The organism is Halobacillus shinanisalinarum (genome assembly GCF_022919835.1).
Taxonomy (GTDB): Bacteria; Bacillota; Bacilli; order Bacillales; family Halobacillaceae; genus Halobacillus_A; species Halobacillus_A shinanisalinarum.
Genome location: NZ_CP095074.1, coordinates 3,522,719 through 3,539,976 on the forward strand (window position 1 = coordinate 3,522,719; position 17,258 = coordinate 3,539,976).

At 40.1% G+C, this 17,258-nt stretch carries 10 protein-coding genes; 5 read left to right on the forward strand and 5 right to left on the reverse strand.

Annotated elements, in window-relative coordinates:
• Positions 1-3 precede the first annotated feature (3 nt).
• Genes MUO14_RS17475 through MUO14_RS17490 form a run of 4 tightly spaced genes read left to right on the forward strand, consistent with a single transcriptional unit; the run spans position 4 to position 5,662 of the window.
• The gene (locus tag MUO14_RS17475; protein WP_244755646.1) at positions 4-1,038 is read left to right on the forward strand and encodes a Gfo/Idh/MocA family protein; all 1,035 of its coding nucleotides are present in this window, start codon (positions 4-6) and stop codon (positions 1,036-1,038) included.
• Positions 1,035-3,284 (forward strand): glycoside hydrolase family 65 protein, encoded by a 2,250-nt coding sequence (locus tag MUO14_RS17480; protein ID WP_244751867.1) that lies wholly within the window; start codon positions 1,035-1,037, stop codon positions 3,282-3,284. The genes MUO14_RS17475 and MUO14_RS17480 overlap by 4 nt, the downstream gene beginning before the upstream one ends.
• A gap of 3 nt (positions 3,285-3,287) precedes the next feature.
• Positions 3,288-3,977: a beta-phosphoglucomutase gene (gene pgmB, locus MUO14_RS17485; RefSeq protein ID WP_244751868.1), complete on the forward strand. Its 690-nt coding sequence runs from the start codon at positions 3,288-3,290 to the stop codon at positions 3,975-3,977.
• Complete coding sequence (locus MUO14_RS17490) at positions 3,974-5,662, forward strand: alpha-amylase family glycosyl hydrolase (protein ID WP_244751869.1); 1,689 nt, start codon at positions 3,974-3,976, stop codon at positions 5,660-5,662. The genes pgmB and MUO14_RS17490 overlap by 4 nt, the downstream gene beginning before the upstream one ends.
• Positions 5,663-5,777: 115 nt before the next feature.
• Here MUO14_RS17490 and MUO14_RS17495 read toward each other — a convergent pair whose 3' ends face one another.
• Positions 5,778-7,403, reverse strand: coding sequence for an amidohydrolase (locus MUO14_RS17495; RefSeq protein WP_244751870.1), 1,626 nt, complete (start codon positions 7,401-7,403; stop codon positions 5,778-5,780).
• 26 nt (positions 7,404-7,429) lie between these two features.
• A complete protein-coding gene (locus tag MUO14_RS17500; RefSeq protein ID WP_244751871.1) occupies positions 7,430-8,764 on the reverse strand; it encodes an APC family permease in 1,335 nt (444 codons plus the stop codon).
• A 339-nt stretch (positions 8,765-9,103) separates the two neighbouring features.
• Here MUO14_RS17500 and MUO14_RS17505 point away from each other — a divergent pair, with 339 nt between their 5' ends.
• Entirely contained in the window at positions 9,104-13,453 is a 4,350-nt protein-coding gene (locus tag MUO14_RS17505) for an AAA domain-containing protein (RefSeq protein WP_244751872.1), read from the forward strand.
• Between the two features lie 522 nt (positions 13,454-13,975).
• Here the strand turns inward: MUO14_RS17505 and MUO14_RS17510 are convergent.
• The 3 genes from MUO14_RS17510 to MUO14_RS17520 all read right to left on the reverse strand — a co-directional run bounded on the left by MUO14_RS17510 (position 13,976) and on the right by MUO14_RS17520 (position 17,102).
• Positions 13,976-14,908, reverse strand: a complete 933-nt coding sequence (locus tag MUO14_RS17510) for a DMT family transporter (RefSeq protein WP_244751873.1) — start codon at positions 14,906-14,908, stop codon at positions 13,976-13,978.
• On the reverse strand, positions 14,905-16,137 hold the full coding sequence (hemA, locus tag MUO14_RS17515; RefSeq protein ID WP_244751874.1) for a 5-aminolevulinate synthase: 1,233 nt from the start codon (positions 16,135-16,137) through the stop codon (positions 14,905-14,907). Before hemA ends, MUO14_RS17510 begins: the two co-directional genes overlap by 4 nt.
• Before the next feature lie 410 nt (positions 16,138-16,547).
• Positions 16,548-17,102, reverse strand: a complete 555-nt coding sequence (locus MUO14_RS17520) for a recombinase family protein (protein ID WP_244751875.1) — start codon at positions 17,100-17,102, stop codon at positions 16,548-16,550.
• Between the last annotated feature and the right edge of the window lie 156 nt (positions 17,103-17,258).

Sequence of the window (17,258 nt, forward strand, 5' to 3'; positions counted from 1 at the left end):
TCAATGAGGGTCGCGATCATTGGTGGCGGGGATGTAGCCGAGAAGAAACACCTTCCGAATTACCGGAGTTATGAAGGTGTTGAAGTCGTTGCTGTACTGAACAGAAGGGAAGAGAAGGCTCGTTCATTCGCTGAGCGCAATCAAATTGACCATGCCTACACTGACCTGGAAGAAATGCTGAGTACGGAAAAGCCGGATATCGTCAGTGTCTGCACACCGAATAAATATCATTACCATCATGTTATGGAAGCCCTGAAAGCGAATTGTCATGTGCTTTGTGAAAAACCTCCGAGTATAGCTGCTTCTGAGGCTAAAGAAATGAATGACCTAGCCAAAGAGAAAGGCTTGGTGCTAGCTTATAACTTTCAACATCGTTTTTCAGAGGAAACGGCTATTCTGCGTAACAAAGTTCAAGAAGGGATGCTTGGTGACATCTATTACACCAAGCTCTCTGCCTTAAGAAGGTCCGGTGTGCCAGGCTGGGGGAATTTTATTAGTAAAGACCTTCAAGGGGGCGGTCCCTTAATCGATATAGGCATACATATGCTGGATAGCGCTTTTTTCATCATGGGATTTCCAGAAGTGAAAAAGGTAACGGCGAACATGTTTCAGAAGATTGGACCGTATAAATCAGAAGGTTCTTTTGGCACATGGAATCCTGATCAATATGGGGTAGAAGACTCGCTGTTCGGCTCGATTGAACTTAAGAACGGCGGGTTAATCCAAATCGACACGTCCTTTGCGCTTCATATGAAACAAACGAAAAAGCTGAATATCGAGTTTGCTGGAGATCAAGCGGGTGCCACCTTGTATCCTTTAGAAATTTATACAGACGAGAAGGGTGAACTCGTAACTCTGTTTGAAAAAGGCCCTGCCGATACAGATGACCGTGAACGACTTTCGATTCATTCTTTTATCCATAAATGCTTAGGATCACAGGAAGAATGGATTACAAACGGTGCAGAAGGATATGAAATTCAGAAACTAGTTGAAGCGTTATACAGATCTGCTGAAATAGGAGAGAGTATTTATTTATGAGGAATTTGAAGCTTTCCGAAGACCATTTCGATCTCAAAAAACTAAACAAATATGCGACGCTCATGACACTCGGAAATGGATACATGGGCATTCGGGGCACACATGAGGAAGACTATCCTATTCAAAAGCGTGGATTATTTGTCGCAGGCATTTATAACAATTCGAGCACAGAAGAACCTGAGGAAATAGTAAATCTCCCAGATGTCATGGGGATGGACCTGGAAATTGATGGAGAAGTCTTTTCTTCATTGAAAGGAAAAACGATTTCTTATGACCGAACACTCCATATGGATAGAGGAGAACTAACAAAGGATGTTGTTTGGGAAAGAGAAGATGGCCTGCGTCTGCAATTTACGTTTCGCAGACTAGCTGCTAAACATGATGTCCATGTGCTAGCTTCAAAAGTGAGTATTGAGAGCTTGAACAGGGACGTAACGATTACAGTGCGGACAGGCATTGATGCGCAGCAAACGAACTTTGGCCGCCAGCATTTGCTGGAAGATCATGTTCAAGTCCATGACGAAACCTATATGCAAGGTACGTATACAACAACACGATCGCATCAAACCATTGGCTTATTCTCGACATGCACCTATTCAAAGAGCTGTGATGTCCATTTTTTTGCGGAAAATCGCCAGCTGCTATGTGAATCTACGGCTTCATTGAAGAAAAATGAACCATTTCATATGGAAAAACTCAATGCGGTGTATACAAGTATCGATCAAAAAGTTGACGAGTTAAACGATATCGGTTTAGCGAAGGTGAAAAATTTATCGGAAGAAGGATATGAACGGATTCTACAACAATCAGAAAACACTTGGAAGGATTTCTGGAACGAACGGCGAATTGAGATCCATTCCAGCAACCCCATGGATCAGCAGGCGATTGATTTTGCCCAGTATCACTTGGAGATTATGGCTCCGAAACATAACCCTAATCTTAGTGTGGCAGCTAAAGGATTAACGGGTGAAGGCTATAAAGGACACGTTTTCTGGGATGCGGAAATCTTCGTCTTACCTTATCATCTTTACAATGATCCTAAGGCAGCTAAACAATTGCTGGAATACCGGTATAATAGATTACCAGAAGCCAGAGAGCGAGCGAAGGCAAATGGACATGAGGGTGCCCAGTTTCCATGGGAGAGTGCACGAACGGGCAAGGAAGAGACCCCTGCTTATGCGGCCATCAATATAAAAACTGGCGAACGGCAAAAAGTGGCCTCAGCCTTAGCGGAGCATCACATTGTAGCCGATATCGCCTATGCTGTTCTCCATTTTTATCACGTAACCGATGACGAGGAGTTCATGACCGCGAAAGGGCTAACGATGCTTGAAGAAACGAGCAAGTTTTGGCTGAGCCGCACATCAGAACGTGACGGACAACTGCACCTTTTAAATGTCATCGGTCCAGATGAATATACAGAGTTTATTGATAACAACGCTTATACGAATTACATGGCCCATCATGTTGTAAAACAAACGCTGCAAGTATTGGATACATTCAACAAGCTAGATGAAGAATTTCGAAAGGCAGCGGAAGATTTTCTAAACCGATTGTATTTACCGAAAGAGAACGCTGACCAGCTTATTCCCCAAGATGATACGTTTTTAAGAAAACCTGCGATTGACTTATCCAAGTATAAAAAGAATCAAGGCAGCCAATCGATCCTGCTTGATTACTCCAGAGGCGAAGTAAACGAGATGCAAATCTTGAAGCAAGCGGATGTTGTCATGCTGTTATATCTGTTCCCTGATATATTTTCTAAAGAAGTGGTCGAGAAGAACTTTACGTATTATGAAGATAAAACGATCCATGATTCTTCGCTAAGTAAAGCAATTCATTCCATTTTGGCGATGAGATGTGATCAAGAGGAACTGGCCTGCCAACTCTTCCAGGAAGCGTGCTTAATTGATCTCGGACCGAACCCTCACTCTTCAGATGAAGGGATTCATGCGGCCTCATTAGGTTCCATCTGGTTAGCTGTCTTTAGCTTCTTGAATTTATCGTTTGAACAGGAAGGGATTAAACTGAATCCTACGCTTCCTGCAGCATGGTCTTCCTTTAAACTGCCCTTTCATTATAAAGGCAGAAAAATTACGGTAGAGATGAATCAGAATACGTTATGCATTGAGAAAGTTGGGGGAGACCCAATTGATGCCGAAATTGGGAAGCAACATTATCGTTTAATTGATCAACTTGAAATTCCCCTGCATAGGGATAATGAATTGCACAAAGAAAGGACTTAATCGATGACATCACAACACATAGAAGCCGTCGTTTTTGATCTGGATGGGGTGATAACTGATACCGCCCATTATCATTATTTAGCTTGGAAGCAGCTGGCCGATGAATTAGGGATACATTTTGATGAGAGCTTTAATGAAAACCTTAAAGGTGTAAGCCGAGTCGAGTCTCTTACACTGATTCTAGCCAATGGAAACCAGGCAGATGCTTATACAAATTCGGAAATAGAAGACTTAGCCAATCGAAAGAATGAGTACTATAAAAGATTGATCCAGCAGCTTGCTCCAGAGGACATTTTACCTGGCATGAAGGAACTTATTGAAGAGATCAGAAGTGAATCCATTCCGGTTGGGTTAGCTTCAGTCTCGAAAAATGCCCAAACCGTCCTGCATGCCTTGGAAATCGAGCACTTATTTGATTACTGTGCAGATGCAGCTAAAATTAAGCAATCGAAACCAGATCCGGAAATTTTCCTAACGGTATGTGAAGCTTTGGGAGCGGATCCTGCGCACTCGATTGGGGTCGAAGATGCAAAGGTTGGCGTTCAGTCGATCCAAGCGAGCGGTATGTTTGCGGTAGGTGTGGGATCATATCTTAAACAAGCGGATCTGATAGTAAATGATACAACAGAGCTTTCTTGGACGCAGGTTAAACACGCTTATTTCAATAGTCAGCAAAGGAGGGGACTTTCATGAAAGAAGAACTTATCGATCAGATTGCCGATCATCTTGAAGATATTTATGGCAAGAAGGATGTCGAGGTGATAAATAAATTCCAAAGGCTGATTGAACAATGGTCAAGAAAAAAGTGGACTGCCCCAGCTGCGCCGACAGAACAGAACATTTACCTCATTACATATGGTGACAGCATATATGAAGAGGGGGGACCAACTCTCCCGACATTACACCAATTTTTGAAGGAAGAAGTCGGCGACACCATTACCGATGTTCACCTCTTACCGATGTTCCCTTACACTTCGGATGATGGTTTTTCCGTAAGCGACTATAGAACGATTCATCCAGAGTTAGGGGACTGGAGTGACATTCAGAACTTTTCCGATGATTATCGGTTGATGTTTGATTTTGTAGCCAACCATATGTCGCAATCCAGCGAATGGTTTCGAAAGTATCTTGAAGATGATCCGACGTATAAAGACTTCTTTATCCCTAAGGATCCAGAGTTTAATAGTGAGCATGTGGTCAGACCTAGAACCTCGCCACTCTATCATGAATACGGCACGGAAGGCAAAACAGCCTGGACAACCTTTAGCAAGGATCAAGTAGACGTTAACTTTTCGAATCCTGATGTGCTAATTGAAATGACAGATATCCTGCTGTCCTATGCCCATCAAGGGGCAACCAGTATCCGGTTAGATGCGATCGGCTTTATATGGAAGGAATCAGGAACGTCCTGCATTCACTTGCCACAGGCTCATGCCATTATTCAGTTATGGAATACGGTCATGAATGCATTTCAACCCCATACCCAAATCATTACAGAGACGAACGTTCCACATGTAGAAAATATCAGCTACTTTGGGAGCGGAGCGAATGAAGCCAACATGGTGTACCAGTTTACACTGCCCCCACTGGTTCTTTATAGTTTCATGAAGCATGATGCATCAAAGCTAACTCAGTGGGCTCAAACCATTGAACCCGTTTCGAAGGAAGCTACTTATTTCAATTTCCTTGCCAGTCACGATGGCATAGGTATGCGCCCTACAGAAGGATTGTTGAAGGAAGACGAAAAGCAGGAGCTCATCAATCAAGTAAAAGTAAACGGCGGAGATGTTTCGTATAAAAGTAATCCAGACGGAAGCCAATCTGTCTATGAGCTAAACATCAATTATTCGGAAGCCTTAAAGAATAAGGAAGAAGACCTTACCGTAGAAGATGAAGTACAAAAGATGCTAGCGGCCCATTCCGTGTTACTATCCGTCATCGGTGTACCCGCTATTTACTATCACTCCTTATTAGGGTCAAAAAATGATGAGGAGGGGATGGCGGAGTCAGGGATTCCACGGCGAATTAATAGAGAAAAACTCCAAGTTGATACGATTCATGAAGAACTCCAAACGGATCCACGCCGGTCCGGTATTTTTTCAGGTCTTCAAGAAATGATAGAAATTCGAAAAAAAGAAGCAGCCTTTTCACCGTATGCGGATCAAGAAGTGCTTGATTTAGATCCCCGTCTTTTTGCATTAAAAAGAATTTCACCTAGTTCAGGGGAGGAAGTTTTCTTTGTCGTTAACACCTCAAGAGAAGAGGTTGAGGTGCCCTTGCCATTCAAAGGAACTGACTTATTCGATAATAGAAAGGTAGAAGGTTCTGTTGTGCTTTCACGTTATGGATATACGTGGGTCAAGAAATTTATGATATAGAAGTCATGTATTCTATTAGCATCGATCCGAATTCTGTAATAAGGATGAACCAAGCTTCGTTGGTGTGAACGATAGCTTGGTTCTTTCTTTGGGAAAAAACCTTTGCTTCAAGTACTTATCTGACCTCTTCAGAAGTTTTTTTCCACACTACTTCGCCATTCATTAAGGTTAGTTCTACTTGCGTTTCAAGAATTTTTCGTTCAGGCTCTTCAAACAAGTTGCAATCCAATACTACTAAATCTGCAAGTTTATCTGTTTCAATTGTTCCAAGCTCATCTTCTCTAAACACGCTATAGGCAGAACCGGATGTATATGCCTTTAAAGCTTCTGCTAACGTTACCTTTTCCTGCTCATTCCACGTTTCATTAAGCGTAAAGTCTTTTCGTGTCACGGCATGATAGATTTCCTTCATCGGTTCAAGCGGAGCAATCGGGTAATCAGTGCTGTAAGAAACTTTTGCTCCTGATTCAATTAAAGATGCGTTTGGGTAAATATATTGTTGCTTCTCTTCACTTACACGGGTTGTATGACTCTCTCTTGGCATAAGTGCCATATGATAAGGCTGAATAGAAGGCATGACACCAAGTTGTTTAAAACGCGGAATATCTTCTGGTGCAATGACTTCAATATGCTCAAGAGCGTGACGCGCATCCCGTTTACCATTGATCTGCTGTGCTTTTTCATATAAATCCAGTCCGAGACGAACCGCCCCATCACCGATTGCGTGAAAACGAATTTGAAAGCCTGCTTGATCTGCTTCAGTTACCCATTCTTCAAGCTGTTTTTCCGTATAGGCTGTTTCACCTTTCGTTTCCAATTTATCTGTATAGGGGTCAAGCATATAGGCTGTATAACCGGTTACTACTCCATCAATAAATTGTTTCAATCCTGCTAATCGCAGTTTTTCTGAAGAGTATTTCTCCCTGAGATCATTTGCTTGTTCGATTTGGCCATTCAATGGTGGATAAAGATGAATCCTGCTAGATAGCTTTCCTTCATCCTCTAGTTCTTTGTAAACAGAATAAGATTCAAGCTTCTCATGGGCACGACTGGCATACAAATCATTTACGGATGTTACCCCTAACTTTGCTGCCTGCTTTAAGAAAGCTTCAACCATATCCCGATACTGATCTTTCGAAAAATTGTAAGCAAAATCTGAAGTTAAAGCAATGGCTGTCTCGATTAAGATACCTGTTGGATTTCCTTTATCATCTTTATAAATAACTCCATAATCAGGGTCTTTTGTATCTTCTGTTATATCAGCGATTTCAAGTGCCTTTGAATTTACCCAACCATAATGTCCTTCTGCATGTAAAAGCATAACTGGTCGGTCAGGCAGCTCCTGATCTAATATAAAACGATCGGGGAATACCTTTTCCTCCCATGCTGTGTGGTCCCACCCTGTACCAATAATCCAATTTCTTTCAGGGTGCTCTTCCGCATACTCTCTCACTTTGACAGCAGCTTCTTCGGCAGATTTTACATCAGCTAAAGATACACAGTAATCACTGAATAAACTCCCAAGCAAGATGTGAAGGTGCGCATCATGTAATCCCGGAATAATAAGCTTATTCCCAACGTCTATAACTTCTGTTTTATTACCTATAAAAATATCAATCTCCTCTTTTGTGTCAACTCCAAGAATTTTGTTGCCTCTAACAGCTACAGCCAGTGATTCTGGCTTGTCCTTTAATCCAGTAAAAACAGCATCACTTACAAGAATTAAATCAGCTTTAGTCATGAATTCATTCTCCTTTTCGATTAATATTAAGCCGACAGATCCATTCCAGGCGGCTTTTGTTTAAATCCTTTCGTTAAGATGGCCATATAGATAAAGCCCAGGGCGAACCAAATCCCACCAAGTACTAGCGAATTAACATCCAAGTTAATCAGCAGCCATAGGTCTAGTAGAGCTCCAATAGATGGGATAATCAAATACAGGACTATACCTTTCTTAGAACGTTCTTTTCTTTTTATAAAATAGAAGGCAATGACAGAGATGTTGACGCCTGTAAATGCTAGAAATGCCCCGAAATTAATAAATGAGGCGACTAAGGATAAGCTTAAAAACAAGGCGAGAAGGGAGATGGCACTAATTAATAAAATGTTATTTACTGGTGTGTTATATTTCGAGTGCAGAGCGCCGAAGAACTTTTTGGGGAGTTGTCCATCTCGACCCATAGCATATAACACTCGGGCTGCACTTGCTTGTGAAGACATGGCCGAACCAAAAGCTGTAATAGCATATATAGCCAGAAATAAGGAAGCAAATGTCTTTCCTCCCACAAAAGTAATGATCTCATGAGCAGCGGAATCGGGGTTTGTAAACGTTTCATATGCTGGCCAGACATTTTGAGCAAAGTATGAAACGGCAATAAAAATGACTCCTCCAACGAGCGTGATGATAAAGACGGCACGAGGGATCGTTTTTTCGGGATTGATAGTTTCCTCCGCAAAAGTTGTAGCTGAATCAAACCCAAGAAATGAAAAACATAAAAGAGCCGCACCAGCTACAATAAACGAAATTGACTCTTCGGGGTTATAAAATGGTTTTAAAGATAGTAAAGTACCGGTTCCTGCTCCTCCTAGAACTTCTTCAATAGATAAACCTATAAAAAGAAGGATAAACGAAATAGAAAAAATGGTGATCAAAGCGTTCGCTTTAGTCGCTAATTTCACACCTCTCATGTTTGTCAAGGTAACTAAGACGAGTATTCCTAGTATCCAAACATACTTAGGAATAGTTGGAAAGGCTGCAGAAAAGAAAATACCGAATAGCAAGTAATTAACCATTGGAATGAATAAATAATCCATCAGAATGGACCAACCAACAAGAAATCCTACGTACGGATTTATTGATCTTTGTGTATAAGCATATGCTGACCCGGCTGATGGAATGGCTTTTGACATCTGACCATAACTATATGCTGTAAAAAGCATGACAATAAGGGCAACTAAATAAGCCCCAGGTACCATTCCATGTGACAATTGGGCAGCGATACCGTATGTGCTAAAGACCGTAGCAAGAGCCATAAACGAAAAACCAAATAACACAATATGAATAAGCTTTAGAGATCTTTTCATTTCCTTCGTTTCTGACATATACTTCCTCCTTTTACCTTATCTATAATGCAAATATTGTGCCAATTCAGAAAACCGCCTTAGAACGTGGAGTGAAGTATTTTTACTTTCATGAATTATTAAATTCTGCATACTTTATGCATATTGGAATAAAGTGTATATCTCTACGAAATGGACCAATTTTTCTTATGGAATCAATGGAGTGGAATAACCATGGAGTGAATCGATAATGAGAAAATGTTTCTATACTAAATGGATTACTACCACTCATTACAATAGTGGTATTGGTGTTAGATAAGACAAAAGTTTGATAAAATTGTAAGAAGAGTAAATCGACAAAAGTAAAGTGGGGTATTTCGTTTGGAATCAATTAACACCATGGAGAAAGCTAAGAATTTTTTCGAATATATGCTTTCCTTGAATAAACTTGTTGGGAAAGTAGTTAGAGATTATAAAGAATTTGATAAGAACTGGGACTTAAATGAACTTAATGATTTGGAAGGCTGTTATACCTTCGGAGATTGTCAGAAAGAGGGGCATGTTCTAGAGATACATAGACCGGTCATTAACGAAAGAGATGAAAAACCTCCAAAGCCAGACAAGTTAATCTCTCGGTGGATTAATTTTGATTATAACAATGAAACTAGCAATCCATCATATAAAGTTGAAAAAGTTGCTACAGATGATGATGGAAACGAAATAAAAGAAATATTTTCTGAAAACAGTAAGCGAAAGCAATCCTACCAGGTGTGGGTTGCTGAATGGAAGGAATGGGCGGCTAATTTAAAAGAGAAAAGAACTGTCTTGCGTCTTTATGAGGAGTACTTTGAGCTGATCTCTCGTTTTGAAAAAGAGGGAGAGGCTCTCGAATTTATTTATGGAACTGGACTTTTCTGCTGGCAGCATCCGGACCCTAAAATTGGAACCATTCGCTCTCCACTTATTACAACAAAACTGGAACTGGAGCTTGATGCTGATAGAGGTATCATCACTGCCAATCAAGTCGATGAAACCATAAAGGTTGAGAATGAAATGTTCTCGGGGGTGCAACTGCCTAATATGGACCAAGTGAATGAATTGACTTCTAGCATCCAAGCTAGCGGGATTACCGAAGACTTTTCGGACTTCTATACCCAATTCGTTAATTTAATAGATGCCAATGGGGAGTACATAGCAGAACCTACTAATATCAAGCCACAAAAACATCCTATTATTTATGATTATTCTATTTTTTCTTTAAGAAGCAAAAATACCAGAGTTTTACGAGAGGATTTAGAGCAAATAATCGAAGAAATCTCTTCAGGTGAAGAATTTGAGCTTTCTGAAACGGTGCTATCCATTTTGGGTGAGGAAAGTGACCTTTCAAAAGATAATGCGAAAGGGTTTGAAAAAGATGGATTAAATTCAGTTGAGAAAAATCTATATTTCCCCCTAGAGTCTAATGAACAACAAAAAGAAATCGTTAATAGGGTTGAACATCATCATGGTGTCACTGTTCAAGGACCTCCAGGAACAGGGAAAACTCATACAATCGCGAATCTCGTATCGCATTTTCTCTCTGAAGGGAAAAAGATATTAATCACCAGTCAAAAGGAGAGTCCTTTAAAAGTATTAAAGAACAAGATACCTAAAGAAATTCGTGATTTATGTGTACCTGTACTTGGCGGAGGAAGAGAATCCCTGCAAGGAATTGAGCAATCTATTCGTACCATTAGTGAAAAGCTAGGAGAAGTAGATGTTCAAAAGCTTGAAAGAGTGATTGAGAGAAATAAGGATAATTTAGATCGAAGCAAGCGAAATGAATCAAAGTTAAAAAGCCAAATCAAAGAATATGCGGAAAAAGAGGGAACTTCCATTCAATATAAAGGAGAAAGATTATATAAGTATGACGTAGCTAAACGTCTTTCAGAATCTACTATTGATTACTCCTGGATTCAAGATGATGTGCCTCTAGATGGGAAATTTTCGTTGCAAGCTCCAGATTTTAAAGAAATGTGGGCATTAAGGGGTGAGTTACATAAAGGCGATTTATCTTTAGTTCATAAGGAACTTCCAGTGGTAGATGAACAGATTAGGAATAGTGAATCGTTCTCCTCTTTCATGGACGGAGGAGAAAGTTTAGTTGATTCTAACGATGTTGGAAAGAACATTTTGGAAACCTATCAGCTTCCGAGTGATGAAACTGTACTTGAACCATTACTAGCGAGTATTAATGCAACAATCCATGTTTCAGAGATCTTAAGTGATAATGAATACCAGGCTGTTATTGAAGATTTTCGTGCGGGAGGCGGACGCGAGCAGCGTTGGCGGACATTAATTGAGGAAACGGAAGATGCGAAGCAACAACTATTTGAATACTACAACCAACTTGTTACTCATAAAGTAGATCTACCTCATAAAGACTTATCCTTTTTAAGAGAAGAATTAGAAATTGCAAAAGAACGCTTAAAGACTGGCAAAAAACCAAATTTCTTCTTTTTTATGCTTAAGGGAAAATCATGCAAGTATTTGTTTGAAAAGCCTGTGGTTGATGGAAAATCAGTCAACACGTTAGAGGATATTGTGCCACTTGAAACCTACTTGAAGTATGAAGAGCTAAAACAAGAAACAGCTCGTAAATTCAATGGAAATATGGAAGAGATAGGGCATTCCATCATAGAACTGGAAGAGAAAAGGTTCCCTTACCTTTTAGAGGATCGGTTAAATGAGCTCAAATCAATCCAAGAATCGATTGATGCAGTTATTTCATTTAAAGAAAAAATTGCAGATTATAACCTTGATGAACTTGATCCATACTCACCAATAGATAATAAAAAGGTAAAAGCAGAGATGGAAACAGCGATTGAACATCTAAAATACCGTAAATGGGACCAGGAGTTTTACAAGGAACATCAACTGTTAAGAGAATTAAGTGACGAGGAAAAGATGCACCCGATTACAGAAGAGTTTACGGCTGCCTTTGAATCGAAGGATCGTGCTAAATGGAGCGACCTTTTGACAAGATTACAAACATTGCAAGAGAAACAATTGAACGTAAAACAGTTTTATCAGCTGCTCGATCCATTAAAACCATCCTTACCTCTAACTAGAAAGTGGATCGAATTTTCAGTTGGAAAACTAATTGATTTTCCAGAAGATTATAAAGAAGCTTTTGAGCTTAAGAAGTTGCAAACGTGGTTGGATGAAACAAAAGATATGAATGTTGCCCTTCTTAAAGGCCAGATAGAAGACGAGCATAAAGAACAAAGAAGGCTCGTGCGTGAAATCGTAAGTGCAGCCACCTGGAAGAACCAAGTGCAATCTATAACAGCGAGGGAGAAGAGAGCGCTGTCTGCATGGAAGTCTTATATTAAGCGGTTTGGTCAGGGTACAGGTAAGTATGCGCAGAACCATTTACAGGATGCTAGAGAAGAAATGAAAACAGCTCAAAGCGCGATCCCTGTATGGATTATGCCAGTTAACCAAGTGATCGAAAACTTCCCTGTTACAAACGACAAGTTTGACGTCATTATTTTTGATGAAAGCAGCCAATGCGACTTGTTTTCCGTCAATGTATTAATGCGAGGAAATAAAGTAATTGTAGTGGGCGATGATGAACAAATTAGTCCTCAATCGATTGGAATCAATCAAGAGGATGTCTATGACCTGACGAGACGGTACATGACGGGGATTCCGAATGCAACCTTGTTTGATGGGAATATTTCGTTATATGAAATTGCTGAACAAACCTTCCCTAAAGAAGGTAAATTAATGCTGCGAGAACACTTCCGTTGTGTACCCGAGATCATCCAATATTCCAATGACTTAAGCTACGGTGGGGAAATGATTCCTTTGCGATTGCCGTTAGAAGATGAAAAAATTGATCCACCCGTGCACGCTGTAAAAGTCGATGAAGGCTACAATGATGAGAGGAATAAAGACATTAACCTTCCAGAAGCGGAGGCCATCGTTGGTGACATCGGAGAAATGATCGAAGACCCTAAATTTGATGATCAAACGATTGGAGTCATAACCCTCCAAGGTCTGAAACAACATAGACTAATCGAGAATTTGATTCGTGAAAAAATTGGGGACCGTGAGTTTGTAAAACGTAAAATCATTTGCGGGAATCCTTACACCTTACAAGGGGATGAAAGAGATATAGTATTTCTATCCATGGTCGTAGCTCCTGATCGGAATTTTAGAGCCTTAACAAAATCCTCTGATAAACAACGTTTTAATGTTGCGGCAAGTCGAGCCAAGAACCAGATGAGACTCTACCACTCCGTAGAATTAGAACGGTTAAATCCAGATGATTTACGATATAAATTGTTGAGCTACTGTAAGAATCCAACACGTCTTAATGAACAAGTCGAAAACTTAGAAGAGCAGTGTGATTCTCCATTTGAAATTGACGTCCTTCGAATGATCCTATCTAAAGGATATAAAGTAACTCCACAGGTGCAAGTAGGGCGTTATCGAATCGATTTTGTGATTGAAGGATTACGTGATCGATTAGCTGTTGAATGCGATGGGGAGAAGTGGCATGGTCCTGAGAAGTTTGAGGAAGACATGCAGCGTCAGGAATCGCTAGAACGTGCTGGTTGGTTGTTTTGGAGAGTCCGGGGCCGAGAATTCTATTTTGATCGAACAAAGGCAATGGAAAGTTTATGGGAACAATTGAGTGAGATGGGGATTGAACCTGTTTATGATCATTCAGTGCTTAGTTAGTTTGCAAGTGTTTTAAGCCTGTTCTCATTTTAAATGGGGGCAGGCTTATTTAGAAAGATGAGACCTACTCTATTTGAAGGGTTACGTTTTGAATTTACAGCGCGCTGAGCAATCCGACAGCTACAAAGATATCCTTGTTTAGGCGTCCTCATACCAAACATTTTGTTGCTGTGGTCATACTGCTGGCGTCTATTGGAATTGATAAGAGAAACTCCTTTGAAGGATTTATAAGGACTATCAGTGAAAGCTAATCTTTAGAATGTAACGTACATTCATCTGTATGTACAGGGTACACCCTGTTCAAACAAAATAAAACCCTGTTATGCCAGGGTATAAAGTGTTCATTCAAGGTTGTTCAATTTAATTGAGGTGAAAATAATGATATTTGGATACGAACGAGTGAGTCCAAGTAATTAAAAATCCCTCCCTACCAAGCTTTATTGAGCAAAGTAAAGGAAGGATATATAGGCTCGGGCACTAACAAGAGTAATTTTCTTTAGACCATTTCAGTTGCTAAACTTGTTAAGTGATTTTTTTATTAGATGATAACTGGTTCCTTTTAAAATCTTTCTTCAAACTTCTATGAAAAGGAAGGCGAAACCCCATTGCAATAGCAGCCCCAACACAACCAAGTAAGCATCCGAAAAATAAATATAAAGTTGGCTTTGAGTCCCCGATTATAACGGATGCAATCCCTCCTATAGCAGGGAAAAGGGCAACCATGTAGCTGCTAAGTGATGCACCGATTCGCTCGACAAGTTTGAGGTAGAACATCCATGCGACAAAGGATGCAAGTATCGTTAACCAAGCCAACGCTGCAAGATAAGAGGTTGATGTTGGGATGTAGAAATTCTGGCCTTCGAAGGCGCAGATAATAAATAGAAGAAGTGCTGCTACAATCCCACCCACACTATTTGAATAGACGGGATTAACTCCCCGGTTGGCGTTTCGAGCTGAACTTGCATCACCAACCGATGTCAACAAGGTACCGAGTAATGCCATTCCTATCCCTTTTAGGTAAGCTGAATTGAATTCTTCCGATAAAAGAGGGTAAATCACCACACAAACAGCAATAATACCAACAATTCCCCCTATAAGAATTCGAGGATGTAACTTCTCTCCAAGAAATACACGCAATGCAATAGGAGTCAATATAGCTTTCATTGAAAACATTAATGTCACCAGCGCTGCTGAACTCCAGATTGTGCCATAATACAAAAAGAGGTAACTTAATGCAAAGTTGCAAACTCCAAATGTAATAATGGGCAAAGCATCACTACGTGAAGGCCGGCCAGATGGGCGAGACAGGCAAGCTAAGATAACGAACAACAAGGCAGCTCCTGCAATGCGGTAGGTCAATGACACTTCAAGGCTTATAGGTGTACCCTGAATTTTGACTGCTATAAAATTCAGCCCCCATACAAGGAGGCAGAAAATGTACATAAAAACTGTCATTGGAAAGTCACATCTGTACGTTCCACAAATGAAATGTCAAAGTGATGGAAAACTTCAATCAAAGCATCTGTTAGTTGTAAAATTTGTTCCTCGGTGTGATTAGGTGTAACGTTAACACGAAAGCGCTCTGTTCCTACAGGGGCGGTTGGCGAGTTAATAGGTTGTAAGTAGACACGATGCTTTTCCAGCAAGCGCTTAGCCGCATCCTTACACTTTTTGGCATCCCCAACTAAGACCGGAAGAATATGAGTTTCACTCGATTTCATGATAGGGATACCTGCTTGATAAAGTTCATCCCTTAAGATTTTCGTTTTTCTATGTAGAGTATTTCTTTCCTCATCTGATTTCTTTAAGTGTTCAACACTTGCGTTACAAGCTGCTACTATAGATGGAGGAAGTGATGTAGTAAAAATAAACCCAGAGGCAAAGGAGCGAATGGCGTCAACCATTTCTTCTGATGCAGCAATATACCCTCCTATTACTCCAATTCCTTTTGCCATGGTCCCTTGGATGATATCCAATTGATTCTCTACGCCTAGTTCCGCAGCTATACCTGCCCCGCGTGGACCATACATTCCAATAGCATGTACCTCATCTATAAATGTTAAAGCGTTATACTTCTTAGCGAGGCTACAAATTTCTTTAATCGGGGATACATCTCCGTCCATAGAGTACACGGACTCGAATACAATGATTTTTGGCCGATCAATGGGTTGTGCCGCAAGTAATCCCTCTAAATGCTCCACGTCATTATGTCGGAAAACTGCACGGTCGGTTTTAGTACTACGGATTCCATTAATGATTGAAGCATGATTTAGTTCGTCAGAAAAGATGATGCATTCAGGGAATAGCCGTAGTAAGCATTGTAATGTGGCATCATTTGATCCGTACCCTGTTGGGTAAACTAAAGCTGCCTCTTTATTGTGCCAGTCTGCAAGTGAGGATTCCAATAAGTTATAATGTTGATGGGTACCTCCTATGTTTCTCGACCCGCCAGAACCTGCCCCGAACAACTGGATTGCCTCGTGTGCAGCTTCGGTTACAGCTGAATGTTGTGACATACCAAGGTAGTCATTGCTACACCAAACAACAACTGATTGCTCTTCTTCTTGTCCACTTAACATTGCTAAGGGATATTGTCCGCGTATACGGTTAATTGTAACGAATTCCCGATATTGTCCACTTTCTTTTAAAGATTGGATCTTGTTGTTCATCATTTCAGCATACATAACTTGTCCTCCTAGTGTATCTAGTCCAATAGTCAATCCCTATAATAAAATATAAATGTTAAGCAGAAATGCGCTAAACTTGAATAATATGTAAATCGACGAGGAGTCGCAATACATTCCTCCTCTTCCGTTATATGGATATTGGGGCACCTAAATAAATTATCATGTGAATGAGATTAGTCAATATTATTTACTTAAATTGGTAATAAGCTACCAACTTTACAGATTATTTAAAAATTTGTACTTGCGTATGAGACCTTGCAGGATATGTTTAGATAAATAGGAAGGGTAGCGTCCGGGGAAATGCGCTTAACGTTGTAAATTCGCATCCGGACGCTACCCTGTTTGGCTAACTGCCTTTAAATTATATAGAAGAGACGAAATCCGTTCTTGAGGGGAATAATAGGGTGTTAACGATTACTTAAATATCTATAAAAAGTAGCTCTGCTAATGTCAGCTGCATTCAGTATTTCCTCTATACTATACTCTTTACTATCATACATGCGAAAGGCCATATCCAGTTTAGATTGGGATTTATTTGGTCGTCCCCCTTTTCTACCCCGGGCTCTCGCAGCATCCAAACCAGATTTCGTTCGTTCTGATATAATGTCACGTTCAAACTGCGCTAATCCACTAAAAATTGTGAATACCAATTTTCCCATTGCTGTTGTGGTATCAATTTTCTCATTAATAGAAACAAAGTTAATGCCTTTTTCATGAAAGTCATTGATTAGATCTACCAAGTGTTTTGTGCTACGACCAATTCGATCGAGTTTATAAACGACTACCGTATCTCCTTCACGTAGATATTTAATCATTTCCGTGAATGCCGGACGATCCTTTTTCGTTCCCGTAATTTTTTCTGAGTAAATGTTTTTCTCTTCTAAGCCATATCTTTTTAACGCGTCAAACTGCATATGTAAATTTTGATCTTTTGTACTGACCCGGGCATATCCAAATAACATATTTTGTAACTCCTTTTTGAAATTCGTTACTTATATATTATCAAAAAGGTTATTAGGAGTATATATTAATACTTTGTTTTTGATACGACTTTTAAAACTTGAGTTCAGCCCAAGATACGGTGATTTTTAAGAGTTTCACATGGCTCATACCACCTG

What these genes read in the sequence shown, in the direction of transcription:
- MUO14_RS17475 (WP_244755646.1), top strand. Translation starts at nt 4, where the DNA reads ATGAGGGTCGCGATCATTGGTGGCGGGGATGTAGCCGAGAAGAAACAC.
- MUO14_RS17480 (WP_244751867.1), top strand. Translation starts at nt 1,035, where the DNA reads ATGAGGAATTTGAAGCTTTCCGAAGACCATTTCGATCTCAAAAAACTA.
- pgmB (WP_244751868.1), top strand. Translation starts at nt 3,288, where the DNA reads ATGACATCACAACACATAGAAGCCGTCGTTTTTGATCTGGATGGGGTG.
- MUO14_RS17490 (WP_244751869.1), top strand. Translation starts at nt 3,974, where the DNA reads ATGAAAGAAGAACTTATCGATCAGATTGCCGATCATCTTGAAGATATT.
- MUO14_RS17495 (WP_244751870.1), bottom strand. Translation starts at nt 7,403, where the DNA reads ATGACTAAAGCTGATTTAATTCTTGTAAGTGATGCTGTTTTTACTGGA.
- MUO14_RS17500 (WP_244751871.1), bottom strand. Translation starts at nt 8,764, where the DNA reads ATGTCAGAAACGAAGGAAATGAAAAGATCTCTAAAGCTTATTCATATT.
- MUO14_RS17510 (WP_244751873.1), bottom strand. Translation starts at nt 14,908, where the DNA reads ATGACAGTTTTTATGTACATTTTCTGCCTCCTTGTATGGGGGCTGAAT.
- hemA (WP_244751874.1), bottom strand. Translation starts at nt 16,137, where the DNA reads ATGTATGCTGAAATGATGAACAACAAGATCCAATCTTTAAAAGAAAGT.
- MUO14_RS17520 (WP_244751875.1), bottom strand. Translation starts at nt 17,102, where the DNA reads ATGTTATTTGGATATGCCCGGGTCAGTACAAAAGATCAAAATTTACAT.